This window comes from Aquimonas sp., from assembly GCF_044377145.1.
Taxonomy (GTDB): Bacteria; Pseudomonadota; Gammaproteobacteria; order Xanthomonadales; family Xanthomonadaceae; genus Aquimonas.
The window spans coordinates 35,075-61,158 of record NZ_JBILJQ010000019.1; the positions used below are offsets into that span (position 1 = coordinate 35,075).

Sequence of the window (26,084 nt, forward strand, 5' to 3'; positions counted from 1 at the left end):
GCTGCGCCACCGCAGCTGCGCGACCTCAATCGCGGTGGCTGGCCTTGAGCTCGCGTATGTGCTGCGGAATCGCCTCAGCCGGCAGGGGCCGGCCGAACAGATAGCCTTGGCCGATGTCGCAGCCTTCCTCGCGAAGGCAGTCCCAGACCGCTTCGCTTTCCACGCCTTCGGCGACCACGGCGAGGCCGAGGCTGTGCGCCAAGTGGATGATGGCGCGGGCAATCGCTGCGGCATTGCTGTCGCTCAGCAAGTCGGTGACGAAGCTGCGATCGATCTTCAGCTGCTCCAGCGGCAGGCGTCTGAGATAGGACAAGGACGAGAAGCCGGTGCCGAAGTCGTCGAGCGAGAACACCAGACCGATTGCGCGCAGCTGGTGCATACGTGCGATCGCGGTGTCGACCTGATCCAGCAGCAGGCTTTCGGTCAGCTCCAGCTTGATCCGCTGCGGGTCAGCGCCGGTTTGCTGCAGCGCCGACTCGACCTGATGCACGAAGTCTTCGTTGCGGAACTGGCGTGCGCTGACGTTCACCGCGATGCTCAAGCCACAGGTGTCCGGGTCGTTGCGCCAGGCCACCAGCTGTCGGCAGGCTTGCACCAGCGCGACCGCACCCATCGGCACGATCAGGCCGGTTTCTTCCGCGAGCGGAATGAACTCTGCCGGCGAGACCAGGCGGCCATCGTCGCGCTGCCAGCGCATCAACGCCTCCACCCCGACCACGCCGAGGTCGCGATGCAGCTGCACCTGGTAGTGCAGGGTGAACTGGCCGCGCTGCACCGCGCTGCGCAGTTCGGATTCCAGACGCGAACGGGACTCGACCACGGTCTGCATGGCGGGATCAAAGAACCGCACCAGATTCTTGCCGTCGGCCTTGGCCTGATACATCGCGAGGTCGGCCTGCTTCATCAGGCTTTCGGGGCTGATCTCGCCGCTGCAGAACAGCGCGATGCCGATGCTCGCGCTGCTGCGCTGGTCAGCGCCGCGGATCGTGTAGCCGGCGACGATGCGCTCGGAAATCCGTTGCGCTTCCTGGCCCGCCAGCGCCGCAGCGCGTCCGGGTTCATCGGACAGATGTTCCAGCATCACCACGAACTCGTCGCCGCCGAGGCGGGCCACCGTGTCGGTGTCGCGGACGGCGGCCTGCAGGCGCCGAGCGACCTGGATCAGCAGCTCGTCGCCAGCGTCGTGCCCGAGGGTGTCGTTGATCTGCTTGAAATTGTCGAGATCGATGAACAGCAGTGCGCCGCAGATGCCCTCACGCTCGCAGCTCTTCAGCGCGTGTTGCAGGTGATCGAGCAGCAGGCGGCGATTGGGCAGGTCAGTCAGCGCGTCGTAGTAGGCGAGGCGCAGGATGGTCTCGTCAGCGCGTTTGCGCTGGGTGATGTCCTGCATGACGCCGACGTAGTGGCTGACCTCGCCACGCTCGTCCCGCACCGCGGTGATGCTGAGGAACTGGGGATACAGCTCACCGCTCTTGCGGCGGTTCCACAGTTCGCCGCGCCACACGCCGTTGGTCGCCAGCTCGGACCACATCGCACGATAGAACTCCACGCCTTGCTTCTCCGAACGCACCAGATCGCCCTGGCGACGTCCGATTGCCTCGTCGGCGCTGTAGCCGGTGATATCGCAGTAGGCGCGATTGACCTGCTGCACCACCGTATTGGCGTCGGTGATGACGATGGCGTCGGCTGCTTCCAGCGCCACCGCTGAAATCCGCTGCTGCTCAAGCAGGCGCATCTGCGTGGTGAGATCCTCGGCGACGATGATGATGCCGCCGATGTCGCCATTGTCGTTGTTCCAGGGTTGGATGGCCCAGCGCAGCCAGTGACGCTGACCATCGCTGCGTTCCCACTGCTCGTGATCGCAGTGCAGATGCTCGCCAGCGAGCCCACGCGCATGCAAGACGCGCCAGTGATCCGGAACGTCCGGCAGCACATCGTAGTGCGAGCGTCCGATCAGCGTGTCTTCATTGCTCGCAAAGCCGGCGCGCCAGCGCTGGCTGGCGACCAGATAGCGCATCTCGCGGTCGAACATCGCGACGCTGATCGGCGCTTGCTCAACGAAGGTGTGCAGCTGGGCGCGGCTTCGCGCCAGCGCGCGCTCATGCTGGCTGCGTTCGGTGATGTCACGCGAAATACCGAATACGCCCACCACCGCGCCGGTCTCGTCGCGCACCGGCCCTTTGGTGGCCAGAAACACCACCTCCGGCCGGCCCGGCAGGCTCAGGTGTTCCTCGCCGGTGCGGGTTGTGCCCTCTTGAAGAATGTTCGAATCGATCTGCTGCAGCATCCGCGCCTGCGCCGCCGGGAAAAAATCCGCGTCGCCACGGCCGACAAGGTCGTCGGTCGCGTAGCCCAGCATCTCCGCGCAGTGTGCGTTGCCAAGCAGGTAGCGGCCGTTGCGATCCTTGACGAAGATCGCGTCGGACGAGCCCTCGATAATCGCCGTGAGCAACCCGCGCACGCGGGTGGCCTCGCGTGAGAGTGCGTCGCGGCTGGTTTCGTCGCGCAGCACGATCACGCGGCCGCGCCGTTGGCCGCGCTCAAGCAGCGGATAGCCGTCGACCTTCAGGACCATCACCACGCCATCCGCTCGGGTGAGGTTGACCATCCCGTAGTCGGTCGCCTGCGCGCTGTGCAGCGGCAGATTGCCCACCCGGGCGATGTCTGCACCGAGCAGGTCGGCCAGGGTTTGCCCGTGTGCGGCGATTTGATCGCAGCCGATGATCTGCAGGGCAGCGCGGTTGAGTGAGACCACACGGTGCTCGGCATCCAGCACAACCACGCCATCACCGATCGCGCCCAGCGTCGAAGCCGTGGTGACCGCGTCGCGCTCGGCAGCCTCGCGTGCGCGATGCAGGCCTCCGCTGATCAGGCTGCCGGCGGCACCGCTCACGCCGAGCAGGAACAGTTGCAGATGCTCGGCAACGCCGGTGCCATGGCCGATCTCCCGCTGGAAGTACAGCGACTGCGCTGCGATCAGCACGGCGACAGCGGTGCTGAGCAAGCCCGGACCCCAGCCGCCGAGCAGGGATGACACGAAGATCACAGGCACGAAAATCAGCAGCAGATGGTGATGCCCGTCGTCGCCCAGCGAATCCAGCAGAACCGTCCGCAGATAGCCGACGGTGCAGACCAGGACCAGGGCGAGCAGATAGCCCGGCCAACGCTGCCAGCGCCGCCAGTCGAAGCCGTAGCCGGGCGGTGGCTTCGAATCGACCAGCGCCCTCACATGGCGCATGCCCAGGGCGAAGCCGCAGGCCGACAGCACCACGAACAGCAGACCCTTGGCCATCGACAGCTGAGCAATCGCCTCGACACTCAGCATTCGCCCCAAAAGGGCATCGGAGCCGACGATCCAGACGGCGCCAAACAGCACGTAGGCCAAGGACGAGCCGAGGATGAAACGGTCCAGCCGCTGTAGCTGCATTCCTGCGCCCCCGTAGTACGTCGCGCCGGCGTGCGCGCTGCCGGCACAACGCAAGCTCGATCCTTGGATGCGTTCGATCGCGAATCGGCCGCACATCCTCCGCCGATGGAGGGCAGTGCCTGCAACATTTGTGCTGCGACTTCTATTGCACGTTTCATCGCTGCCTCGAACACTTGGGTTGGCCTGGAATCGGCGCCGTCGGCAGCAACACCAAGCGGCACGGGTACGCCAACACCGGCGCGGGTTTCAGGCCAGTCCAGGTGTTCTTGAGCTTCTTCAGTGATCACTTGCATGTCCGCGTCGACTGTTGCCGCCAAAGCCGCCTGCCGTGAGTGGATCGGGCGCAACCGTGTCTGCCGGCCTGCTGCCCGCGCACCTCGTGAACGATGGCGACGGGGTAGGGCATGCCAGTGGTGCGCAAAGCGCGGACTGACACCTGAGCGCCGCTTGCCCTTCGCTCCGACCCATGCACACTGGGCGGAGCTCAAGTTCCGAAGTCCACGCGCCGAGCGCAGATTCAAGGCTCGGCTGCAGGATGCGCGTGGCCGTCGGCGGTTTTGCATGTGCATCTGACGTCTGACGACGCAGGCGCGCCGACGGCCCGTCGCGCTGACGATCACGTGCACGCTTCGATGGTGGGGCTGACAGGGGCGACGGCTATACTTCGCGGCCGAATTCAAGCCAGCGCCTGCCCCATGTCCGCCGAACTTCGCAGCATCATCGACTTCATCCGCTATGGCGCAACCCGCTTCGGCAAATCGGGGTTGAGCTTTGGCCACAGCTACGACAATGCATTGGACGAAGCTACCCAGCTGGTGCTGCACGCTTTGCACCTTCCGCACGATCTTTCGCCCGCCTACGGCGCGGCGCGGCTGACTGCGGAGGAGCGCGACCTGGTGCTGGGTCTGTTCGAGCGCCGTATCGGTGAGCGGATTCCAGCCTGCTATATCACCGGCGAGGCGTGGTTCGCAGGCTTGGCGTTCAAGACGGACTCACGTGCTCTGGTGCCGCGCTCACCGATCGCCGAGCTGATCGAAGCGGGCTTCGAGCCCTGGCTGGGTGGGCGCTATGTGCAGCGCGCGCTCGACCTCTGCACCGGCTCGGGCTGCATCGGTATCGCCATGGCGGCGCACAACCCTGAACTGGAGGTCGATCTTATCGACATCAGCGAAGACGCGCTGGCGCTGGCAGCCGAGAACATCGCCCGTTTCGAAGTAGGCGACCGCGTTCGGGCTGTTCACAGCAATCTGTTCGAGGGTGTGGCCGGAGAGCGCTACGACCTGATCGTCAGCAACCCGCCCTATGTGACCCATGCCGAGGTGGATGCACTCCCCGCCGAGTACGCGCACGAGCCTGAGCTGGGCCTGCGCGCGGGCGATGACGGCCTCGATCTGGCTCTGAAGATTCTGCGCGATGCGCCGGAGCACTTGACCGAGAATGGCCTGCTCATAGTCGAAGTCGGTGAGAGTGAGCGGGCTCTGGTCAGGCTGCTGCCGGAGGTTCCGTTCGCTTGGGTCGAGTTCAAGGTAGGACAGATGGGCGTATTCGTGGTTGAGCGCGGCGACCTGGTTGCCCACACCGCTACGATCAAGGCCCTCGCCGACGCGCGTTGAGCGTCGATGTGCGCGATTGCCGCCAGCGCCCTCGTTGCTGAGCACCAGCCCAGCACGCCGCCGGGTTGATGTGCCCTCGTCGGCAGCGCTCACGGATCGGACGGCGACGTTCGGTTCTCACAACATCACCTGCTCCGTCCCTGCGTTGCTGGGTGGAGGCATGCCACCGGATCCGCACCATGTCGATCAACACCTTTGGCCACCTGCTGCGCGTCACCACCTTCGGTGAGAGCCACGGACCCGCAATCGGCTGTGTGATCGATGGGCTGCCGCCCGGGATCGCGATAGCGCCCGAGGATTTTCGGCACGACATCGAACGCCGCGCCACCGGGCGCTCCCGCCACACCTCGCAGCGGCGCGAGGCCGATGAGGTCGAGCTGCTGTCGGGGGTTTTCGAGGGCGTCACCACCGGCACTTCGCTGGCGCTGTTGATCCGCAACGTCGATGCGCGCAGCAAGGACTACGGCAACCTGGTTCAGGTGTTCCGGCCGGCGCACGCGGACTACACCTACCTGCAGAAGTATGGGATTCGCGACCACCGGGGTGGCGGTCGGTCTTCGGCGCGCGAGACCACGGTGCGGGTGGCGGCCGGGGTGATTGCAAAGAAGTGGCTGGCCGAACGTCACGGCATTCGCGTGCGCGGTTACGTCTCGAAGCTCGGCCCGCATGAGCCGTCGTCGATCGACATGGATGCGGTGGAAGGCAACCCCTTCTTCTGGCCCGATGCCGACTCCCTGCCTGCGCTTGAGGCGTATATGGATGCGCTGCGCAAGTCTGGCGATTCGGTGGGCGCGCGCGTGACGGTGATCGCGGAGCATGTGCCGCCGGGCTGGGGTGCGCCGCTGTACGCCAAACTCGATGCCGAGCTGGCGGCAGCCTTGATGGGCATCAATGCGGTCAAGGGCGTGGAGATCGGCGACGGCATGGCGGTGGCTGGCCAGTTGGGTACAGCGCATCGCGACGAGATGCTGCCCGAGGGTTTCCTGAGCAACCACGCGGGCGGCGTGCTGGGCGGCATCAGCACCGGCCAGGACCTGATCTGCCATCTGGCGCTCAAGCCCACTTCCAGCACGCGTCTGCCCGGCCGCAGCGTGAACGTTGCGGGTGAGGCGGTGGAGGTGGTGACCCACGGGCGCCACGATCCCTGTGTCGGCATTCGTGCCACGCCGATTGCCGAGGCGATGGTCGCCCTGGTGCTGATGGATCAGGCCCTGCTGCATCGAGCCCAGTGCGGCGACGTGGTGGCGCCGCCGGCCGTGCCCGGCAGGCTGCCGGGCTAGCAGCCTGTCGGACTTTGGTTGGCCGGGCTGCAAATCCGCCTGCGCGGTCCACAATCCGCCGATTCTTGGCCGAGAGCCCACTATTGGCCTGCAAATCGTCGAAAAACTGTCCTCTCGCAGTCGACTATCGCCTCGACCCCCAAAGCCCGACAGGCTGCTAGCGCGCCCGCTGGCAGCCATGTTCTGGCATCGAGTTGCCACCGCTGGACACAACCATTTGTCAGCGCCGCCGCTGCGGCGTCGAGTCGTACCTGCGTCGCGCTAGAGTGCGCGCCCTGCTCAAACCCTTTGCAATGGAGTCCGCCCGATGTCCAAGTCCCTGAAGATCGCGATGGTCGGTGCCACTGGCGCCGTCGGTGAAGCCCTGCTGGAGATCCTGGCCGAGCGCAAGTTCCCGTTCACCGAACTGATCCCGCTGGCCAGCGAGCGTTCGGCCGGCGACATGGTTCGCTGCGGCGAGCGCAGCTACACCGTGCGTGAGCTGTCCAAATTCGATTTCGCCGGCGTCGATATCGCATTTTTCTCGGCCGGCGGCAGCGTCTCGGCCGAGCACGCGCCGCGGGCGGCCGCAGCCGGCGCGGTGGTGATCGACAACACCTCGCATTTCCGTCGCGATGTCGACGTGCCGCTGGTGGTCAGCGAGGTGAACCCCGAGGCCATTCGCAACCGGCCGCGCGGCATCATCGCCAATCCGAATTGCTCGACCATGCAGATGCTGGTCGCGTTGGCGCCGATCCATCGCGAGTACGGTATCACCCGGATCAATGTGGCGACCTATCAATCGGTGTCCGGCGCAGGCCGTTCGGCGATGGAGGAACTCGGCCGCCAGACCGCGGCGATGCTGGCCTTCCAGGATCCGGAACCGCAGCGCTTCCCGGTCCAGATCGCCTTCAATCTGATCCCGCAGATCGATGACTTCACCGACAACGGCTACACCAAAGAAGAAATGAAGCTGGTCTGGGAGACCCGCAAGATCCTCGGCGACGACAGTATCGAAGTGAACCCGACGGCCGTCCGCGTGCCCGTGTTCTACGGCCATTCCGAGGCGGTGCATATCGAAACCCGCGACAAGATCAGCGCCGCCGCGGCGCGCGAGCTGCTGGGTCGCAGTCCCGGTGTGGTGGTGGTCGATGAGCGGATTGCGGGCGGCTATCCGACCCCGGTCACCCACGCTGCCGGCAAAGATCCGGTTTTCGTCGGACGGATCCGCGAAGACATCAGCCACCCGCGTGGGCTGAACCTGTGGATCGTGTCCGACAACATTCGCAAGGGTGCCGCGCTGAACGCCGTGCAGATCGCTGAACGGGTGCTGGCTGAGCGCGATTGAGGGGCGCCGGACCGGCGCGCGCTACCGGCAGAGTTCAAAAATGTGACGAACATCACCTCAGTCCCGCGTCGGCGGCCTCGTCGGCGTGGGCCTGATTGTTGGTGAAATGTCACAGTTGACCTATAGTTAGCGCGCCGTTGTCATGTCGTTTCTAGCTTCTGTTCGTTCAGCCCGGGCTGGTCGCGGGCTCGGCGCGATCGAAGCCGGCCACAGTGGCCAGGGGCCACCGGCGTTGGACAGCTCAAAACAATCATCCGCAGCGGATGGGGGAAAGATTCAAATGAATAAGATGCTCAGACTGCCGGTTGCGCTGGCGCTCGCCCTCGGCGCATCCAATGCGCTCGCGCTTGGCCTCGGCCAGGTACAGGTGAAGTCCAGCCTCAACCAGCCGCTGCTGGCCGAAATCCCCGTGCTTGAGAACACCCCGGGTGAAGCCGCCGACCTTCAGGTCCGTCTGGCTTCAGCCGAGTCGTTCGCGCGGATCGGTCTTGAGCGACCCAGCGGGGCGCTGGTATCTGCGATGCAGTTCAGCGTTGTCGAAGGCTCGAACGGTCGGCCGGTGATCCGGGTCACCACACCGAACCGGATCAATGATCCCTTCCTCGGTCTGCTGATTGAGGTGGAATGGGCCCGCGGCAAGCTGCTTCGCGAGTACACGCTGCTGCTTGACCCGCCGGTCGCGGTACCGTCGCGAGCCCTGCCTTCCGAGACCACGGCATTGCCGCAGGGTGATGTGCGTCCGGCGCCGGCCGAAAACCTCGCCCAGCCGCCAGCAATGCCGACGCCCCGCCCAGCCGCCGCACCTGCGCCATCCTCATCCTCGCCATCCCCATCTTCGTCGGCGCCTTCGTTGGTGCCCGGTGAGAGTTACGGCCCGGTCAACGAGGGGGATTCGATCTGGCGCATCGCGAGCAGGGCGCTGCCCGATTCGTCGATCAACATCAATCAGATGATGATCGCACTGCAGCGCGCCAACCCGGAGGCCTTCATCGGCGGCAATATCAACCGCCTGCGCACCGGCGCGGTGCTGCGCATTCCGTCGCGCGAGGAGGCACTCGCCATTCGCCCGGGCGAAGCCGCGCAGTTGCTGCGCGATCAATCCCCGGAAAGCGCGAGCCTGCAGCCGGTAACCCCGCAGGCAAGCCGTCAGCCCGTCAGCCCGGCGGCACCGGCGCCGGCCGATTCCCGCCTCGCCATCGTGCCCCCACGTGGCGACACCCCCGCGACAGCCGCTCAGAGTGGCGCTTCGGCGGGCGGCCAGGGCGCCGAACTGCGCGCCGATCTCGCGCGTGCCCGCGAGCAGAGCGAGGCCGCGGCGCAGGAGAACCGCGAGCTGCGTACCCGCGTGCAGGAGCTTGAAAAGATCCGTGGCGACAGCGAACGCCTGCTTGAGCTCCGCAACAGCGAGCTGGAGGCGCTGCAGCAGCGACTGGCCGAACTGGAAGCCGAGCGTGCCGCAGCCGAAACAGCCAGCTCAGCGGCAGCGGCCGTCGTTCCCGCACCGACGCCGACGCCGGTGGTGGTTGAACCAGAAACTGTTTCCTCGTCCGCTTCCTCTTCTGATGCCGCAGCGCCCTCGGCGGACCCCGCTGAGGCCACGCCGGATGTCGGCACCCTGCCTGGCGATGACCTTGACGCTGGCGCAGCGGTCGATACAGATGAGTCCGCGGTGGGCGATGACGGCTTCGAAGCCACGCCTTCCGCCGAGCCGGAGCCAGCGCCTGTGTCAGCGGCACCCGAAGCCGCAGCGCCGGTCGTTACGCCGCCGGCGCCTGCACCGGTGGTGCAGGATCCCTGGTTCATGAGCCCGCTGGTGCTTGGCGGTGGTGGTGCTGTTGTGATCGGCCTGTTGGCCCTGCTCGGCATGCGCGGTCGCGGCAAGAAGAAAGCAGCCGCTGCGGCCGCCGCTGCGGGCGCCAGCTCGCGCTTCGAGGGCGCCGATTTCGGCGTGCCGGGTGCGTCCCAGGCCTACCAGGCAGGTGCGGAAAGCTACGACGATGCCGAGGAGCGCGAGCTGCTGGATCAGGTGGCCGAACAGCCGGACGACCTCGAACGGCATCTGGACTTGGTCCGCTACTACTACGGGCTGAACGACGCCTCGCGCTTCGAGGGCGCTGTCGAAGCCATGTACGCCCAGGTCTACGATCCGGATGAGCCGGCTTGGCAGCAGGCGCTGGAGATGGGGCGTGAAATGCTGCCCGACCACCCGCTGTTCATGGAGCACGCCGCGCAAAGCCGCGCCTGGGAGCCGAGCGAAGACACCTCCAGCGCGCCGTCGGCCTACGCCAACAACACGCCTGCCGGATCGTCGTTCGAGTACGTCGACGCGCCCGCCGCCGAGCCGAGCCGCTTCAGCGAAGAGCCGGAGTTCCGGATCGATCTGGCCTCGCCGGAGCTTGAAGTGCCGCAGTTGTCGCGCGAAGCCGAGTTCGCCCGGATCGATTCAAGTGCGCTCACTGCGGCCTCCATTGAGGCGCCTTCGTTCGAGTTGCCGCCGGAGCTGTCTACGCCCTCGAGCAGCAGCTCGCTGGATCTCGACATCTCGGCCGATGCGATCGAGGCGGCGGCGACCAAGCTGGAGCTGGCCCGTGCGTATCTGGACATGGGCGACGTCGAAGGCGCGCGCGGCATGCTGGAAGAGGTCGCGCAGGAAGGCACCACCGAACAGCGCGGCGACGCCCGGCGTCTGCTGGACGAGATCCGCTGAGGTCTGCAGCCCGGTGATTGAACACGCAGGGGCCGGTCATCCGGCCCCTGTGCTTTTGGGCGGCACAGACGTCCCTCCAGTGGGTCCGGATCACTACACTGTCGGGCTGCCGCACCCACCGCTTTACCAAGCCCCGCTGTGCATGCTGCTGCAAACTCCGCTGTGAGCGCCGCCGTGACTTCCGAAACCCCGCTGTCCAATCCTCCCATCACCCGCCGCTACGTCGCTGCGGTCGAGTACGACGGCGGCGCGTTTTCCGGCTGGCAGCGGCTGTCGCACGGCGACACGGTGCAATCCGTGGTCGAGCGCGCGCTGTCCTTCGTTGTTGCGGCGCCGGTGCTGGTCACGTGCGCTGGCCGCACCGACAGCGGCGTGCATGGGCGCGGCCAGATCATCCATTTCGATATCCAGGCCGAGCGCAGCACGCGCGCGCTGCAGATGGGTACCACCTCGCGCCTGCCGGATGCCGCTTGTCTACTGTGGGTGCAGCCGGTGGGCAGCGACTTCCATGCGCGCTACTCGGCGCTGGCGCGGCGCTATCGCTACCGCATTCTCAATCGCCGCGTGCGTCCCGCGCTCGAGCGCCAGCACGCTGCGTGGGAGCGCGCACCGCTGGATGCCGAGGCGATGCACCGCGCCGCCCAGCATCTGGTGGGCCTGCACGATTTCAGCGCCTTTCGCACCGCCGCCTGCCAGGCCAAGCACCCGCTGCGCGACCTGCACCACATCGACGTGCGGCGTCAGGGCGAATGGGTTGAAGTCGCGGTGCAGGCGAATGCGTTCCTGCACCACATGGTGCGCAACATCGTCGGCAGCCTGCTGTTGGTCGGCCGTGGTGAGCAGCCCGAGCACTGGTTGGCCGAACTGCTGGCCGGGCGCAATCGGCATGTGGCCGGGCCGACCGCGCAGCCCCAGGGCCTGGTGTTCGAGGGTCCGCTGTATCCGGCGCGGTTCGGTCTGCCGCCGGAGTTCAGCTGGGTCGGGCCCGAGCCGGAGCGGACCTATCCGCCACGCGCAGGGTCGCATGATGAGAGCGACGTCAACGCAGATGATTCTGCGGCGGAATGAGCCGCGCTTCCGTTGCGCCACGCCAGCGACGGTGGTCGCGTTGGTCCGAAACGTCCTGATCGCGCGCTGTTGACGAATCGACCTGCCCGCTGCGGCACACTACGCGCCCCATGCACGCCTATCCCCCACAACGAACCCGCATCAAGTTTTGCGGCATGACCCGCGCGGAGGATATCCAGCGCGCGATTGCGTTGGGGGTTGATGCGATCGGCTTGATCATGGTGCCGGGCAGCAAGCGCGCGCTCGGGCTGGATCAGGCCAGCGTGCTGCGCGCCGCAGTGCCCGCCCTGGTGCACAGCGTGCTGCTGGTGATGAATGCCGAGCCTGCATTCGTGCGCTCGGCGATTCACGCACTGCGGCCTGACCTGGTGCAGTTCCACGGCGACGAGACACCCGAGTTCTGTGCTGCGTTCGAGGTGCCGTTTCTGAAGGCGGTGCCGATGGCCAGCGTGACCAGTGTGGCGGCCTACCAGCGGGCCTATGCGCAGGCGGCGGGCTTCGTGTTCGACAGTCATGCCGCCGGCGGGCAGGGCGGCAGCGGGCATGCGTTTGACTGGTCGCGCCTGCCGACCGAGCGCAGCCATCCGCTGCTGCTGGCCGGTGGGCTCACCCCCGACAACGTGCAGGCGGCGGTGCGCGCGGTGCGGCCGTATGCGGTCGATGTATCCAGCGGAATCGAGAGCGCGCCGGGGCTCAAATGCCCGCAGCGCATGCAGCAATTTGTGGACGAGGTGCACCATGCAGACCGCAGCCCTTCAAGTCAGTGATTACAACCAGTTCCCGGATGCCCGCGGGCATTTCGGCCAGTTCGGCGGCAGCTTTGTCAGCGAGACCCTGATCGAGCCGCTGCGCGAGCTTGAAGCCGCCTACGAGCGCTATCGCAAGGATCCCGAGTTCATCGCCGAACTCGAATACGACCTCAAGCACTACGTCGGCCGGCCCTCGCCGATCTATGTCGCCGAGCGTCTGACCCGCCACGTCGGCGGCGCGCAGATCCTGCTCAAGCGCGAGGATCTGAACCACACCGGCGCGCACAAGATCAACAACACCATCGGCCAGGCGATGCTGGCCAAGCGCATGGGCAAGACCCGCATCATCGCCGAGACCGGCGCCGGCCAGCACGGCGTGGCCTCGGCCACGGTCGCCGCGCGGCTGGGCCTCAAATGCGTGGTCTACATGGGATCTACCGACATCGAGCGGCAGGCGATCAATGTGTTCCGCATGAAGCTGCTCGGCGCGGAGGTGGTCGGCGTGACCTCGGGCTCGAAGACGCTCAAGGACGCACTGAATGAGGCCATGCGCGACTGGGTCTCGAACGTGCACGACACCTTCTACATCATCGGCACCGTGGCCGGCCCCAGCCCGTACCCGCGCATGGTGCGCGACTTCAATGCCGTGGTCGGCCGCGAGGCGCGGGTGCAGATGCTCGAGCAGTTCGGCCGCCTGCCGGATGCGCTGGTCGCCTGCGTCGGCGGCGGCAGCAATGCGATCGGCCTGTTTCATCCCTTCCTGAACGATCGCGAGGTCAGGATCTTCGGCGCCGAGGCGGCCGGCGATGGCATCGAAACCGGTCGCCATTCGGCTTCGCTGGCGGCGGGTCGCCCGGGCGTGTTGCACGGCAATCGCACCTATCTGCTGTGCGACGACGACGGCCAGATCATCGAAACCCATTCGATCTCGGCCGGCCTCGACTATCCCGGCGTCGGCCCCGAGCACGCGTTCCTGAAGGACAGTGGCCGCGCCGAGTACGAGGGGATCACCGATGTCGAGTGCATGGAAGCCTTCCATCTGCTCGCCCGCACCGAAGGTATCCTGGCCGCACTTGAATCCAGTCATGCGATCGCGTTGGCGATCAAGAAAGCGAAGACGATGCCCAAGGACGCGCTGATTCTGGCCAATCTGTCCGGTCGCGGCGACAAGGACATGTACACGATCGCGAAGCGTGAGGGCATCACGCTGTGATTCGGTGAATCGGGAATGGGGAATCGGGAACGGCTAAGGCCGAGTTCCGCGGCTCCCATCGCCGAGTGATCCGTAGTGCCGCGTGTCTCATCCTCTACTTCTGTCGCTCCGCAAGCGTCTGCTTGTGAAGATTCTCCATTCCCCACTCCCGATTCCCACCCAATGAACCGCATCGACTCCCGCTTCGACGCTCTCGCCGCCGCTGGCCGCAAAGGGCTGATTCCGTTCATCACCGCCGGGGATCCTTCCGACGCAGCCACGGTGCCGGTGATGCATGCGCTGGTGCGCGCGGGCGCGGATGTGATCGAGCTCGGCGTACCGTTCTCCGACCCGATGGCCGATGGGCCGGTGATCCAGCAGAGCAGTGAGCGCGCCCTGCTGCGCAAAGTCGGCCTGCGCCGGGTGCTGGCGATGGTTGCCGAGTTCCGTCAGCAGGATGTGGCCACGCCGATCGTGCTGATGGGCTATCTCAATCCGGTCGAGATGTTCGGCCTGCAGCGTTTCGCCAAGGCCGCGGTTGACGCTGGCGTCGACGGTGTGTTGCTGGTCGACTGCCCGCCGGAGGAGTCCGACCCGGTGCGCGAGGCCCTGAATGCCGAAGGCCTTGCGCTGGTGCCCCTGGCGGCGCCGACCAGCACCGGCGAGCGGCTGACCAAGCTGTGCCGCAGCGCGCAGGGCTATCTGTACTACGTGTCCTTCAACGGCGTGACCGGCGCCGGCAACAAGCTCGACACGGGCGACGTCGCCCAGCACATCCGCCATCTGCGTACGTTGTCGAACAGCCGGATCGCGGTCGGTTTCGGTGTGCGCGATGCCGCCAGTGCGGTCGCCACCGGCGAGCTCGCCGATGCGGTGGTGATCGGCAGCGCCCTGGTCAGCACGCTGGCCCAGGCCGCCGACACCGCTGATGCCTGCGCCCGTGCCGAGGCCTTTCTGAGCCCGATACGCACCGCCTTGGGCTGAGGCGGCGTCGCCACGCTCGACACAGCGTGAGCCGAGGGCTCGATGTGGAATGCGGCAGGACCGACGCACCCCAGCGCGACAGTTGCGGGGGCGCCCGCTGGGGTCGCCACCGAAGCAGCGCCCCTGCGCGAGATCATCAGGTGTCACGTCAATCGCGCGGGTCTTCGGCCCCGATTCAAGCATCCGCGTCAGCAGCAGGCGCGCCGCGTTGCGCCCCACAACGCAACACCGGTTGCGGGGCGTGCAGCGCCGGCTCAGCGCGGCTCGCGTTCCGGATAGACCACGCTCTGCGTGCTCATTTCCTCGGGCTTCGGCCGCAGCAGATCGCCGCCCGCCTTGGCGTAGTCCGCCAACGCCTGCGCGTAGTGCAAGTAGGTGGGTTCGCGGCGCTCGCCGGTGATCGCACCGAAGCCGGTGAAGCCATCGCGCCCGGCGGCGATGTAGTCATTGGTGATCACGCGATAGGTCATGTCGGGCTGTAGCGGCTGCCAGACTGCGTCGGTATGGATCAGCACATTCAGCACCCGGCCTTCGGCACGGCTGCGGGTCAGGTCGATGTCCCAACGCAGGCCGGCCGCGTACGGCCAGGCGCCGCTGTTGCTGCCCGGGTTGCTGACGAATTGCTCGACCGCGTCTTCCAGCACGCCGTGCACCTCGCTGCCGGTCATCAGCAGGCGATCGAGCATGTTCTTGAACGGCAGGGCCAGGTAGGCATCGCCAATGGTGAAGTCGCCGGCGGCGATGCCATTGCGCACGCCGCCGGCGTTCTGGATCGCGATATCGGCGCCGCCGAAGCGCTGGCCCAATGCCAGGAAGGCGCGCGCAATGACCTGCTGGACATGGCCGCCGTGCACATCGGTGGCCTCGGCGCAGCCCGGGGCGCCATCGCGGCTGCGGTCATACGGACCGGGCGCGCGGCGCAGGCACAGCCGCTCGGGCACTTGGCCGACCACCTCGGTGCTGAACTTCTCGATCTGGTCCTGGTAAACCTTCAACACCGCCTGCGCGGCGGGCTGCGGCTGCGCGCGACGCAGCACGTCGGTCGCGTCGATCCTGCTCAGCAGCGCGTCCAGCTGCGCACCGGCAAGCGGTGTGCTGCCCTGGCGCAGGTCCGCGCCAACCAGCAGGTGCGGCGTGCCGTCGCAGCTCAGCACGCGGCCATCGGCATCGAAGCGCACATCGAGCTGTCCGACGACCCAGGTGTACTGCCAGGCCTGCACTACGCATACGGCATCGCCGTCGAGGTTCTGCAGGCGGGTGGGGTAGGGGCCGGCCGGGCTCAGTCCCAGCGCGCTGAACTGATCGCCGAGGAGGGTGTGCGAGTCGGCGCCGACGATGATGTCGACTCCGCGCAGCCCGCGCGCCAGACGCAGATCGTTGAGGTAGCCGATGTGGGTCAACAGCACGATGTGGTCGGTGCCCTCGGCCTGCAGTTGGTCGATCTGCGCCTGCGCCGTCGTGAGCTCGTCATCGAAGGCGGTGCCGGCGTCGGGGCTGGACGCCGACTTGGTTTTGCCGGCGATGTCGATGCCGACGATGCCGATCCGGCGGCCGCCGCGTTCCAGCACCAGGTGCGGCTGCAGATAGTCATTGGCGGTGCGCGGCGCCAAGGGCGAGCTGCCGACGGTCGGCCGCACATTGGCTGCCAGCGCAGGCGTGGCGCAGCGGCTGCGATCCTTCCACAGAAAGTCGAGAAATTTGGCGAGGCCGGCGTCTCCGGTGTCGAACTCGTGGTTGCCGACCGAGAACGCATCGAAGCAGACCGTGTTCATCAGATCCGCATCGGCCTCGCCCTGGAACAGGGTGAAGTAGAGATCGCCGGTGATTGCGTCGCCGGCGTGCAGCTTCAGCACATTGGGCACGCCCGCCGACAGCGCCTCGATGGTCTGAGTCACCGCTGGAAAGCCGCCGAAGCTGAGCTGTACGGTTTCGCCGTCGATCTTGAGCTCGCCACCGGTGTCGGGCGCCAGCCGCGAATGGTGATCGTTGATATGCAGGATCCGCAGCGCGAAGTCGTCGACCGGCGCGCTGGGCAGCGGCGGGTTGACGCTGCAGGCCGCGAGTGCGCTGCAGGCGGCGAGCAGCACGGGGCGGTACAGGCGACGCGGCTGGATTCTGGGGGGCATGGTCGACATCAGGCAGGAAGTCATCCGGACAGGGTAACCGCAGTGAAGGCCGCTGCCGACCGTTTGCCCTCTGGAGTTCGCCGTCTTTGACACTGCGGGCAAAGCGATCGTTTGCAGGACGCGACACCCGGATTTCTGGCACTGGCCGAGCGCCCGTGCCCGCGCGACCCTGCTCGCCTTCGTCATCTTGAAGGGCGCGCCGTCGACCATGTGGATCCCGCTGATTCTCACCGCTGCCGCCGCAAGCGCGGCGACCGACTGGACCACGCCCGCCGAAGCCAGCGCCTACACCGAGACTCCGCGCTATGCGCAAACCCGCGCTTACTTCGAGCGGCTGGATGCCGCCTGCAGCCAGCTGTCGACTTTCGACTTCGGCACCAGCGCGCAGGGTCGGCCCATGCAGGCCGTAGTGCTGGCCGCGGGCGGCGAGCTCAGCCCGGAAGCCGCGCGCGCGTCCGGCAAACCGGTGATCCTGATCCAGGCCGCCATCCATCCCGGTGAGCACGAGGGCAAGGATGTGCTGATGGCGCTGGCCCGCGATCTCACGGTCAGCGGCAAATACTCCGAGTTGCTGGAGCCGGTGGTGCTGGTGCTGGTGCCGGTGCTCAACGTCGACGGTCACGAGCGCTTCTCGCCCTTCAACCGGATCAACCAGAACGGCCCGGAGGCGATGGGTTGGCGTGCCACTGCGCAGAATCTGAACCTCAATCGCGACTACACCAAGGCCGACGCACCCGAGATGCAGGCCTGGCTGCGCCTGTGGCAACGCTGGCAGCCCGATCTGCTGATCGACATGCACAACACCAATGGCGCCGACTACCAGTACGCCATGACCTGGGCGTTTGAAACCGAGCGGAACATTGCGCCCGCACTAGCCGCCTGGCAGCGCGAAGTGTTTGACGGCGCCGTCAAGCCGGCGCTGGCCGCGCAGGGTTGGCCCTTGACCTACTACATCAGCCTGAAGGACGGCACCGATCTGCGCGCCGGTCTGGTCGAGGGCGCTTCCGCGCCGCGCTTTTCAATCGGCTATGCGGCGGCCGCGGGGCGGCCGGGGCTGTTGCTGGAAACCCACATGCTGAAAGACTTCAAGACCCGCGCGGCGGTCAATGAAGCCCTGCTGCTGGAGCTGCTGCGCAGCATCGGCCGCGATCCGGCTGCGCTGAAGGCCGCGGTTGCCGCCGCCGATGCCGAGCGCTTTACCGTCGGCAGCACGATCCCACTCGACTTCGGCTTGACCGAAGCAACGGTCGAGGAGGATTTTCTCGGCTACGCCTACACCCGAACGCAGAGCGATGTCAGCGGTGGCATCTGGGTGCAGTACGACATCAACCAGCCCGAAACCTATCGCCTGCCGGTGCAGCGTGAAGTCATCGTCACTGCCGAAGCCCCGGCGCCGGCCGCGTACGTGGTGCCGCCGCAGTGGACCGCAGTGATCGAACGTCTGCAGCTGCACGCAGTGCAGATGCAGCGCCTGCCTGCCGCGCAGGTGATCGATGCCGAGCGCTATCGCTTCAGCGAGGTCGTCTGGGCGGCGCGGCCATTCGAAGGCCGCCACATGATCAGCGCATTGAAGCAGGTCGCCGAAACCGGGCCGGCCGAACTCACCGCCGGCAGCTGGCTGATCCCGATGGACCAGCCACGCGCTCGTTTGGTCGCCCTGCTGTTGGAGCCGGGCTCGCCGGACAGCCTGCTGCGCTGGGGATTCTTTGATGCCATCTTCGAGGAGAAGGAGTACGCCGAAGCGCGGGTGATGGAAACGATGGCCCGCGAGATGCTGGCGAGCGATCCGGCGCTGAAGGCCGAGTTCGACGCCCGCCTGCAGGACGAAGCGTTCGCCGGCAGCCCGCGCGCTCGGCTGCGCTTCTTCTATGAGCGTTCGCCGTACTTCGATGCCGAGTTCAGCCGCTATCCCGTGCTTCGCCTGGGGCAGGCGGCCCTGGACCAGCTCGCCCAGTAGCGCGTGGCTCGCGGTGCAGGCAGCGGGCGGCGGATTCGCCGCTGCACGCTCAGCCGTTTCCGTTCGTCTGTTGAAGCATCTGTTTGCGCTCGGCGGTGTAGGCCCACCACGGGCGCGCGTCGTCGCCGGCCATGAAGCGGGTGACCGACAGGAACACGTCGATGACGCAGGGATCGTGCCGAACACCGGTGAGCGCACACAGATCGGCGTACATCGCGAACGCCGATTTGCCGACCAGCTGGCTCGGCGTCTCGATGCCCAACAGTCGTAGATCCGCGGCGGTGGCCTCACCGACGTTGGGCAGGTCGGTCAGGGTGCGCAGGCGATCACGAGCCACCTTGCGGGGATGCATTGCTCAGTCCTTGAATCAGCCAAGCCTTCGCCAAGGGTTGGATGCCGTGGTCGGCGGGTGAACTGGCGCCGTAGTCGTTGCTGGCGGCACGGGACGCACCTGTCTCGACACTGTAGGCAGAAATGCACCCGGCTGCGGGAGTTGCGCTGGTTGATGACGTGGAGACCGCGGTCCGGGCGGCCTGCCGTTCGCGCTCAGGCCAACAGCGCGTCGAATTCGGAGGCCAGCTCGCGTGGGCTGGGCATGTCCTCGATCACCGCTTCATCGATCTCCAGCGCATCCAGCAGTTTGAAGGGCAGGGTGCCGGCGATCTCATCCGGATCCAGGCCGTTCACATCGCAGCGCGCGCGCCAGGCAGCGATATTCAGCACCCCGGCAAGCCGGTCGAACTCGGGCTGTTCCAAAGGCTCCGACCAAGCGCGCAGGGCGGCGGGGTAGGCGTTCGGGAAGCGCCATAGCTCAGCCAGGCGCGCGCCGACATCGACAAAGCTGTAGCCGAACGAGTATTTCTCGACATCGCTGCGACGCGGATCGAAGCCGCCGGCGATGCGTGCGACAGCGAGCATTTTCTCGGGCATGGCGGCGTGCATCACCAGCTGGCCGATGCCGTGCATCAGGCCCAGGGTAAAGGCCTGGTTCGGTTCGGCACCGGCCTGTTGGGCCAACCAGCGAGCGATCACCGCGGCCTTCAGGCTGTAGCGCCAGAACGCGGCAAGATCGAGCCCCGGAATCGGCCGGAAGCTGCTGGTGAGGCCGGCGCTGATCACAAGCGTGCGCACAGTGCTGAAGCCGAGCATGCGCAGCGCGTCCTCGATCGTGCCGATCGGCCGGGAGGGGTGGTAGTAAGCCGAGTTCGCCAGTCGCAGCAGACGCGCCGACAACACCGGGTCGGCCGCGATCTTGGGCGCGAGGTCGCCGATCAAGGTGTTGTCATCGTCCAGGCTGGTGATCAGCTCCTGAACCACTTTGGGCACCGTGGGCAGGGCGCTGGCGTGGTCGAAGAGTGCATCAAGCTGCATGCGTGGATTCCTGTTTGTGCGGGCCCGCGAAAACCTGCGGTAGGCCCGCGAGTCTAATCCGTGTGAACTCGATCTGCGACGATGGCCGGGATTTGTCGGTTCCTCGCACGCTGCAACGCGCTTTTGTGTGACGGGTTGCATGGCCGGCATGCGCGCTGTTTCAAGCATGCTGTCACTGTCGTTTGCAGCCTGCGCGAATCATTGCGCTGCGCTGCGACAATCTGGCCTCACACGCTGCTGCCCACCGTGGGCGCCTCACACGCTGAAGTCGATCTGCTGCACCGTGCCGACCTCACGCGCGGTGCTCACATACAGACCTGTACTGCGGATCTCGCCGAGGTCGCTGTTGCCCGTGCCGCGCAGGTCGAATGCGCTGCTGATCGAACTCAAGCTGATCGCGCCGACGCCGGCTTCCTCCAGTGTGATCAGCCGGCCGCGTTCGGAATCATCGGGCGCGGTGGGGTCGGGCATCCACACCCGCAGCTGGCCGAAGATCGTGTCGCCGCTGTCGATCCAGCCGTTGCCGTCGCTGTCGAGCGCGATCAGGTCGCCGAAGCCATCACCGCTGAGCGCGCCGAACAGTTCGCGGCCATCGTTGATGCGGCCGTCGCGATTGCGATCAAACGCCAGCAGACCGCTGCCGCCGCTGAGCAGGGGCAGGCGCTCGGTCTGGCCATCGGCATCCAGATCGAACTCGAAACGCTGGTCGGTCAGCTTCGCGGCGCGGCCATCGAAATTGATCACCAGCGGATCCTTGCGCTGGGCGGCGGCGCCGGCGGTGAAGCGCAGCTCGGTGGTCTCGCTGTAGGCGCGTTCCATCTGCAGATTCAGCGAGAAGCGGATCCGTGCGCCGTCCGCGGTCTGGATCTCGCCCTGCGCCTGCACGCTGGTGCGCTCGTACTCGCTGCGGGTCTGTCGGGCCTGGTAGTCGATGCTGAAGCCCGGGTCGGTGCTGGGCGCCGCGGCCTGCGAACTGGCCTGTGCAGGGGCTGCAACGGCGGCCTCTGCTGCGGGCGCAGATCCGAGAGAGCTGGCGTCGAACAGGCGCACTGGGCGCCCGGTCAGGGTTTCGATCAGGCCGATCAGCAGGCTCAGATTGGGGTCGCCGCGGGCGGCGCTCTCGTCGGTTGCGGCGGCCTCCTGCGGTGCCAGCAGCGGGCTTTCATCCGCCGACAGCTGCACCGCCAGTTCGCGCGCGCGGGGTGAGATTTCGAGTTCAGGCCGTGGCGCGGGCGCGCTCGGCCCGAGCCGGATCTCAAGCCGTTCCTGGCGGGTTTCGGTTTGGCGGAACTCGCGTGAGGAGCTCAGCTGGATGTCAGCACCGGTGATGCGCATGGCGGGCTCCTCGATTCGGCGGGTTTGCTGGCGGCGGGTCTGATGCCGAGGTCGGTCGGCGGTGTTCCGCTAGTCGGTTTAGCGGCCGGCATCGGCGCAACTTGAGGAGAAATCTGCAGCCCGCGGGCGTGTTCGCATCGGCTCGGCTTGCTAGGCTTCGGCCCCTCGCCTCCCGCCGCCGTGGTCACCTGCCGATGTCCGCCAGCCCGCTTGTCGACCTGCGCAACCAGCGCTTCATGCTCACCGAGGTGCTGGACCTGCCGGGCCTGTGTGCCCTGCCGGCCTTCGCGGCACATGAGCCTGCCGCGATCGATGCAGTGCTGGAGGCCGCGCAGCAGCTGGCCGAACAGGTGTTCCTGCCGCAGGCGGCGCAGGCGGATCGCGAGGAGCCGCAGTTCGTTGAGGGTGGTGTGGTGCTGCCGGCCTCGACCCGCACAGTGACGGCGGCCTATGCCGAGGGTGGTTTCAATGCGGCCTCGGCGCCGCCAGAGCACGGTGGCCTGGGCCTGCCGTACACCTTGGCCCTGGCTTGCGACGGCCTGTTCATGGGGGCGAACACGGCGGCGGCGGGCTATGGCCTGCTTACGCGCGGCGCCGCGCATCTGCTGCTGGCGCACGGCAACTCCGCGCAGATCCAGCGCTATGCCGAGCCGCTATTGGCCGGGCGCTTCTTCGGCACCATGTGCCTGTCCGAGCCGCAGGCGGGCAGCTCGCTGGGCGATATCCGCACCCGCGCGATCCCTCAAGCCGACGGCAGCTATCGGCTCGAAGGCCAGAAGATGTGGATCTCCAGCGGCGAGCACACGCTGGGCGAGACGATCATCCATCTGGTGCTGGCACGTATCGAAGGCGCGCCCGCCGGCACCCGAGGCATCAGCCTGTTCGTGGTGCCGCGCAATCACATTGATGCCGACGGCAATGTCGGCGCGCGCAATGACGTGCAGCTGGCTGGTCTGAACCACAAGCTCGGCCAGCGCGGCATCGTCAACACCGTGCTCAAGTTCGGCGAAGGTGGCGAGTGCGTAGGCGAACTGGTGGGCCAGCCCAATCAGGGCCTGGCGGCGATGTTTCACATGATGAACGAGGCGCGGATCGGGGTTGGCATCGGCGCGGTGATGCTGGCCTACCGCGGATATCTGTACGCCCTGCAGTACGCGCGCGAGCGTCGCCAGGGCCGGCCGGTGGACATGCGCGATCCGGAATCCAAGCCGGTGGCGATCATCGAACACGCCGATGTGCGGCGCTTGCTGCTGCGCCAGCGCGCTTTCGTCGAGGGCGGCTATGCGCTGTGCCTGTACGCGGCGACTCTGGTCGACCTGAAGGCGCATGCGCTGGAGGCCAGCACGCGCGAGGAATCCGGCCGCCTGCTCGATCTGCTGACGCCGATCGTCAAGTCATGGAGCTCGGAGTACGGGGTGATCGCCTCCGATCACGCGATCCAGGTGCTGGGCGGCTATGGCTACACCCGCGAGTATCCGGTCGAGCAGCTCTGGCGCGACAACCGCCTGAACCCGATCCACGAGGGCACCAACGGCATCCAGGCGATCGACCTGTTGGCGCGCAAAGCGTTGGCTGACAACGGCGCGGCGCTGCGGCTGATGATGCGGCGGATCGAAGCGACCCTGGGCGAAGCAGCCCTGCTGCCGGAGTGGGTCGACGCCACCGTGATGCTGCGGGTGCTGGCGCAGAAGGTCGGCGTGACCGCGGCCAGCGTGGCCTCGCGCATGCAGCGCGGCGAGGCGGGGCTGGCACTCGCGAACGCCAGCCACTACATGACCGCTGCCGGACACCTGCTGGTCGGTTGGCTATGGCTGCGGCAGGCGCTGTGCGCGCAGGCCGCGCTCACGGCCAGGCGCGGATCGGAGGACTTCTACCGCGGCAAGCTGCAAACCTGCCTGTTCTTTTTGAACCAAGAGCTGCCGAACGCGATGCATGCGATCAGCCTGGTGTCGGGCTTCGAGGATTCCGCCTACGTGATGCGCGACGAATGGTTCTGAGGCTGAGCTGAGGAGCGCAGCGGGGGGCGCGCGTCACCCTCGCATGCAAGGCCCCCGCGCCGCGCCGTTGGGCTTCGCCTGCGGCTTAGCGCCAACCTACCTCGTCTGCGGCAAGCTCACGCATCTGCCTTCAAACCCTTGGCTGACCGCGGCGAGCAAACCGGCTTGACCAGCGGCTTTCCACAGGAAACGCGATAGAGCCGTTTTTCGACGATTCTTGGCCGAGTGGGCTCTCGGCCAAGAATCGGCGAATTGCGGACCGCGGTAGCGGGATTGAAGCTCAGCCAACCAAAGCCCGACAGGCTGATAGATGCGGGGCTGCTAAACGGGGTGAATCGGTGGACGAACAATCACGCTTCCGGGTCCGCCGCCGCCGCCCGACGCCCCGCCCCCCGGCATCCAAGAGCCTCCACCGCCCGGCCCGGGGGTCGGACCGCCTCCTTCTCCACCACCGCCGGTGGACGAAGTAGGGTCCAACCTCAAGCCTACCTCCTCGAAAGTCTCACCGCACGGCTTGCTGAACGGGACTGTGGTCACATGTGACAAACCCATGAAACTTGAGCGCAACAATACGTACCCTTGCACGTCGTGATCACGCCCATATTACGAGCCAAGCTGCGACTGCAACTGGCTTCCCGCTTCAGAAAGGCTATCCGCAGTCACTTGAGCTTGGAACGCCACACCATCGATTACCGTACACGCAATAACTGAGCCTGAAATCAGTAAACCCAACCCTGCCAGAAGCTCAAACTTAGTCATTTCCACTCTCCCTTAACGCACTTTGCGCCGCAGAAAAAAGTTGATCAAGACCCGGTCTGGGGCTAACCGGAAACGGAACACCCACTCGCTGCATTCGCATCTCCTGCAGCCTGTTCAAGATGACCAGCGCATAAATATCTACTGCAACCCAGTGATCCCGAGGCAGCCGGTGCATGTAGATGTGACTCGCCACAACAGCAGGATGATAGCCGCGAAGCCCCAAAACACGATTGTACGCGAGCCCGATTACTCGGGACTCGGCGCCGGGCGTTTGGAGGTGGTGCCACGCGAGCAGCTGTAGAGCGAACACGTCGCCGCCTGCAGCGGCGTTGAACAACGCCTCTTCAAAAGAGGGATCCCCCTCAGTTCTTCTCAATGCTTTATAGTCCGCCATGCGCTGTGCATGGCGGCTTCCCTGCGCAGCCATGTATCGAAGCTGCTCTTCGGTAGCTAATGTAAGCTGCTCAAGCGTTGCCGTGTCCGGGAAGCCGTTCCTCTCAAGCCATGCTGAGTCCTCTGGGGTTTCTGCGCCCCAGCCACCATCGAAGCGGGGCAGTTCCGGAGGAATCGGTGCAACGGCCCTTTTCTGCGACAGTATTTTTTCGGAATCCCCACTTTCCACAGGCGCACTAGAGGGGAGGGCCGTCTGACCCTTATCTGACCCAGCCAACGTGCCTCCTAACTCAGCCCCTCCTACGCCGCCCGTAGCAGTAACTAAGCCTTTGTCGCTTCGTAGCTCTGCAGCAAGCCAAGCCACTGCCAGCCCAACAACGAGAAAGCAGAGCGCGAAGTAGGCGGACCGACGCGCATATCCTCGGATCATGAGAAATCATCCATTCATTTGATCGAATGCAGAAATCCTGCCTACCGTTTCCGGCCGCCCATTATGCACACGTTCACCGAGCAGAAGGTGACGGCGAAGTCGGGGGCCGAGAAGGAGGCAGCACCTTGTCTCAGAAGCGAAAGTCACTGCGGCGCACACTAGCTCTCCAACCTGGAATGCAACCGCACCTGATTAGCGTCGAACCTCAGTGAGCGGTTCAGAGCGCAGGCTTCGGCGGCCCTTCAGCGGTTGGCTTTCGATGTGCAAGTCCCGCCAACGTACACGTAGCCCGGTGGAAGTCAAGATAGTTGCCGCCCAAAGTTAAAGGATAGATCGCGCGCAGCCGCGATCTTATCCGGTGGTTGAACAAGCCCGGTGGCGGCTTGTCGGATCCCGGCTTCTGCGCGCCGAAGAGCGCGTGGCGACCCGGGTCCATCGACCTGCAAGGTGCCGGTAGCTCGGGTTGAGCACCGCGAAACCCAACGTCCCCGCCTGCGTGATGGCCGCAAGCCCCGAGTGCCGGATTGACTGAACGCGGGTTGGCGCGCTGCGCTGAACTTCCGCAGCCAGCGGTTATGCTCGCGGCACTTTGTACGCCGGGAGTTCGTCATGCTGAATCCGCTGAAGATCGCCGCTGCTGCGGCCCTGCTGACCCTGTCGGCCTGCGTCACGATCAATGTCTACTTTCCGGCTGCCGAAGCCCAGGAAGCCGCGCGCGAGTTTGTTGAGAAAGTGATCGGCGATGCGCCGTCGCCCGATGGCGCGGCCAAGCCGGTCGAACCTGCCGGCGGCATGGCCGCACTGGGCGGCGCCGTGCTCGACTTCGTGCTGCCGAAAGCGCATGCGCAAAGCGCCGACATCAATATCCGCACGCCGGCGATCCAGGCGATCCAGAGCCGCATGGCCGAGCGCTTCCAGTCCAGCCTGGAGCCGCACTTCGATTCCGGTGCACTCGGCCTGAATCGCGATGGCACCGTCGCCGTGCGCGATGCGTCCAAGGTGGCGCTGCGCGATCGCGCGGCGGTCAACCAGGCAGTCGCCGATGACAACCGCGACCGCAGTGCGGTGTACCGCGAGATCGCCGTCGCCAACGGCCAGCCCGACTGGGAAGTGCAGATCCGCGAGACCTTTGCGCGCCAGTGGATCGCCAGCGCGCGTGCGGGCTGGTGGTATCAGAACGCGGGCGGTGAGTGGCAGCAGAAGTAGGCCGGATCGGGGATTCGAGATTCGGGATTTGGGATTCGCGCGCGGCGCGGCGCGGCGGTATCCGCCGCGCTGCGTTCGGCGTGTCGGTCAGATCGTTAACCCTGTTCGCGACGGCGCTGCGTAGAAGCTGGCCTGGGTAGCCGCGTCGGGGAGCGCTGCGGCG

At 66.3% G+C, this 26,084-nt stretch carries 16 protein-coding genes and 1 pseudogene; 11 read left to right on the forward strand and 6 right to left on the reverse strand.

Features of this window, described 5'->3' with window-relative positions; genetic code table 11:
* Positions 1-25 precede the first annotated feature (25 nt).
* Positions 26-3,481: an EAL domain-containing protein gene (locus ACIQ7H_RS08195; RefSeq protein ID WP_395790248.1), complete on the reverse strand. Its 3,456-nt coding sequence runs from the start codon at positions 3,479-3,481 to the stop codon at positions 26-28.
* Between the two features lie 641 nt (positions 3,482-4,122).
* Between ACIQ7H_RS08195 and prmB the strand changes: the two genes are divergently transcribed.
* From prmB to trpA, 8 genes and pseudogenes are all read left to right on the forward strand, one after another.
* Positions 4,123-5,040: a 50S ribosomal protein L3 N(5)-glutamine methyltransferase gene (prmB, locus tag ACIQ7H_RS08200; protein WP_395790250.1), complete on the forward strand. Its 918-nt coding sequence runs from the start codon at positions 4,123-4,125 to the stop codon at positions 5,038-5,040.
* 179 nt (positions 5,041-5,219) lie between these two features.
* Positions 5,220-6,320, forward strand: a complete 1,101-nt coding sequence (gene aroC, locus ACIQ7H_RS08205) for a chorismate synthase (RefSeq protein WP_395790252.1) — start codon at positions 5,220-5,222, stop codon at positions 6,318-6,320.
* A 307-nt stretch (positions 6,321-6,627) separates the two neighbouring features.
* Entirely contained in the window at positions 6,628-7,647 is a 1,020-nt protein-coding gene (locus tag ACIQ7H_RS08210) for an aspartate-semialdehyde dehydrogenase (RefSeq protein WP_395790254.1), read from the forward strand.
* Between the two features lie 280 nt (positions 7,648-7,927).
* Positions 7,928-10,354, forward strand: coding sequence for a FimV/HubP family polar landmark protein (locus ACIQ7H_RS08215; RefSeq protein WP_395790256.1), 2,427 nt, complete (start codon positions 7,928-7,930; stop codon positions 10,352-10,354).
* A 207-nt stretch (positions 10,355-10,561) separates the two neighbouring features.
* A pseudogene (truA, locus tag ACIQ7H_RS08220) lies at positions 10,562-11,323 on the forward strand (tRNA pseudouridine(38-40) synthase TruA); the annotation flags it as partial.
* A 209-nt stretch (positions 11,324-11,532) separates the two neighbouring features.
* Complete coding sequence (locus ACIQ7H_RS08225; protein ID WP_395790258.1) at positions 11,533-12,189, forward strand: phosphoribosylanthranilate isomerase; 657 nt, start codon at positions 11,533-11,535, stop codon at positions 12,187-12,189.
* Positions 12,161-13,384: a tryptophan synthase subunit beta gene (gene trpB / locus ACIQ7H_RS08230; RefSeq protein WP_395790260.1), complete on the forward strand. Its 1,224-nt coding sequence runs from the start codon at positions 12,161-12,163 to the stop codon at positions 13,382-13,384. The genes ACIQ7H_RS08225 and trpB overlap by 29 nt, the downstream gene beginning before the upstream one ends.
* A gap of 162 nt (positions 13,385-13,546) precedes the next feature.
* Entirely contained in the window at positions 13,547-14,347 is an 801-nt protein-coding gene (trpA, locus tag ACIQ7H_RS08235; RefSeq protein ID WP_395790262.1) for a tryptophan synthase subunit alpha, read from the forward strand.
* A gap of 254 nt (positions 14,348-14,601) precedes the next feature.
* Here trpA and ACIQ7H_RS08240 read toward each other — a convergent pair whose 3' ends face one another.
* Complete coding sequence (locus ACIQ7H_RS08240) at positions 14,602-16,473, reverse strand: bifunctional metallophosphatase/5'-nucleotidase (protein WP_395790264.1); 1,872 nt, start codon at positions 16,471-16,473, stop codon at positions 14,602-14,604.
* A gap of 208 nt (positions 16,474-16,681) precedes the next feature.
* Here ACIQ7H_RS08240 and ACIQ7H_RS08245 point away from each other — a divergent pair, with 208 nt between their 5' ends.
* Positions 16,682-18,430 (forward strand): M14 family metallopeptidase, encoded by a 1,749-nt coding sequence (locus tag ACIQ7H_RS08245; RefSeq protein WP_395790266.1) that lies wholly within the window; start codon positions 16,682-16,684, stop codon positions 18,428-18,430.
* 49 nt (positions 18,431-18,479) lie between these two features.
* Here ACIQ7H_RS08245 and ACIQ7H_RS08250 read toward each other — a convergent pair whose 3' ends face one another.
* From ACIQ7H_RS08250 to ACIQ7H_RS08260, 3 genes are all read right to left on the reverse strand, one after another.
* Positions 18,480-18,782 carry a helix-hairpin-helix domain-containing protein gene (locus ACIQ7H_RS08250; protein WP_395790268.1) on the reverse strand — a complete coding sequence of 101 codons (303 nt, stop codon included), beginning with the start codon at positions 18,780-18,782 and terminating at the stop codon, positions 18,480-18,482.
* Between the two features lie 194 nt (positions 18,783-18,976).
* Positions 18,977-19,801, reverse strand: coding sequence for an HDOD domain-containing protein (locus ACIQ7H_RS08255; RefSeq protein WP_395790270.1), 825 nt, complete (start codon positions 19,799-19,801; stop codon positions 18,977-18,979).
* A 255-nt stretch (positions 19,802-20,056) separates the two neighbouring features.
* Positions 20,057-21,136, reverse strand: coding sequence for a hypothetical protein (locus ACIQ7H_RS08260; RefSeq protein WP_395790272.1), 1,080 nt, complete (start codon positions 21,134-21,136; stop codon positions 20,057-20,059).
* A 194-nt stretch (positions 21,137-21,330) separates the two neighbouring features.
* On the opposite strand from ACIQ7H_RS08260, the gene ACIQ7H_RS08265 reads away from it, so the two are divergent.
* Positions 21,331-23,133 carry an acyl-CoA dehydrogenase gene (locus tag ACIQ7H_RS08265; protein ID WP_395790274.1) on the forward strand — a complete coding sequence of 601 codons (1,803 nt, stop codon included), beginning with the start codon at positions 21,331-21,333 and terminating at the stop codon, positions 23,131-23,133.
* 751 nt (positions 23,134-23,884) lie between these two features.
* Here the strand turns inward: ACIQ7H_RS08265 and ACIQ7H_RS08270 are convergent.
* Positions 23,885-24,514 carry a hypothetical protein gene (locus ACIQ7H_RS08270; protein ID WP_395790276.1) on the reverse strand — a complete coding sequence of 210 codons (630 nt, stop codon included), beginning with the start codon at positions 24,512-24,514 and terminating at the stop codon, positions 23,885-23,887.
* 810 nt (positions 24,515-25,324) lie between these two features.
* Here ACIQ7H_RS08270 and ACIQ7H_RS08275 point away from each other — a divergent pair.
* On the forward strand, positions 25,325-25,921 hold the full coding sequence (locus ACIQ7H_RS08275) for a YdbL family protein (protein ID WP_395790278.1): 597 nt from the start codon (positions 25,325-25,327) through the stop codon (positions 25,919-25,921).
* The last annotated feature ends 163 nt before the right edge of the window (positions 25,922-26,084 follow it).

Excerpts from the sequence above, each read along its gene's own strand:
- prmB (WP_395790250.1), top strand. The coding sequence starts at position 4,123 with ATGTCCGCCGAACTTCGCAGCATCATCGACTTCATCCGCTATGGCGCA.
- aroC (WP_395790252.1), top strand. The coding sequence starts at position 5,220 with ATGTCGATCAACACCTTTGGCCACCTGCTGCGCGTCACCACCTTCGGT.
- ACIQ7H_RS08210 (WP_395790254.1), top strand. The coding sequence starts at position 6,628 with ATGTCCAAGTCCCTGAAGATCGCGATGGTCGGTGCCACTGGCGCCGTC.
- ACIQ7H_RS08215 (WP_395790256.1), top strand. The coding sequence starts at position 7,928 with ATGAATAAGATGCTCAGACTGCCGGTTGCGCTGGCGCTCGCCCTCGGC.
- ACIQ7H_RS08225 (WP_395790258.1), top strand. The coding sequence starts at position 11,533 with ATGCACGCCTATCCCCCACAACGAACCCGCATCAAGTTTTGCGGCATG.
- trpB (WP_395790260.1), top strand. The coding sequence starts at position 12,161 with ATGCAGACCGCAGCCCTTCAAGTCAGTGATTACAACCAGTTCCCGGAT.
- trpA (WP_395790262.1), top strand. The coding sequence starts at position 13,547 with ATGAACCGCATCGACTCCCGCTTCGACGCTCTCGCCGCCGCTGGCCGC.
- ACIQ7H_RS08240 (WP_395790264.1), bottom strand. The coding sequence starts at position 16,473 with ATGCCCCCCAGAATCCAGCCGCGTCGCCTGTACCGCCCCGTGCTGCTC.
- ACIQ7H_RS08245 (WP_395790266.1), top strand. The coding sequence starts at position 16,682 with ATGTGGATCCCGCTGATTCTCACCGCTGCCGCCGCAAGCGCGGCGACC.
- ACIQ7H_RS08250 (WP_395790268.1), bottom strand. The coding sequence starts at position 18,782 with ATGCATCCCCGCAAGGTGGCTCGTGATCGCCTGCGCACCCTGACCGAC.
- ACIQ7H_RS08255 (WP_395790270.1), bottom strand. The coding sequence starts at position 19,801 with ATGCAGCTTGATGCACTCTTCGACCACGCCAGCGCCCTGCCCACGGTG.
- ACIQ7H_RS08260 (WP_395790272.1), bottom strand. The coding sequence starts at position 21,136 with ATGCGCATCACCGGTGCTGACATCCAGCTGAGCTCCTCACGCGAGTTC.
- ACIQ7H_RS08265 (WP_395790274.1), top strand. The coding sequence starts at position 21,331 with ATGTCCGCCAGCCCGCTTGTCGACCTGCGCAACCAGCGCTTCATGCTC.
- ACIQ7H_RS08275 (WP_395790278.1), top strand. The coding sequence starts at position 25,325 with ATGCTGAATCCGCTGAAGATCGCCGCTGCTGCGGCCCTGCTGACCCTG.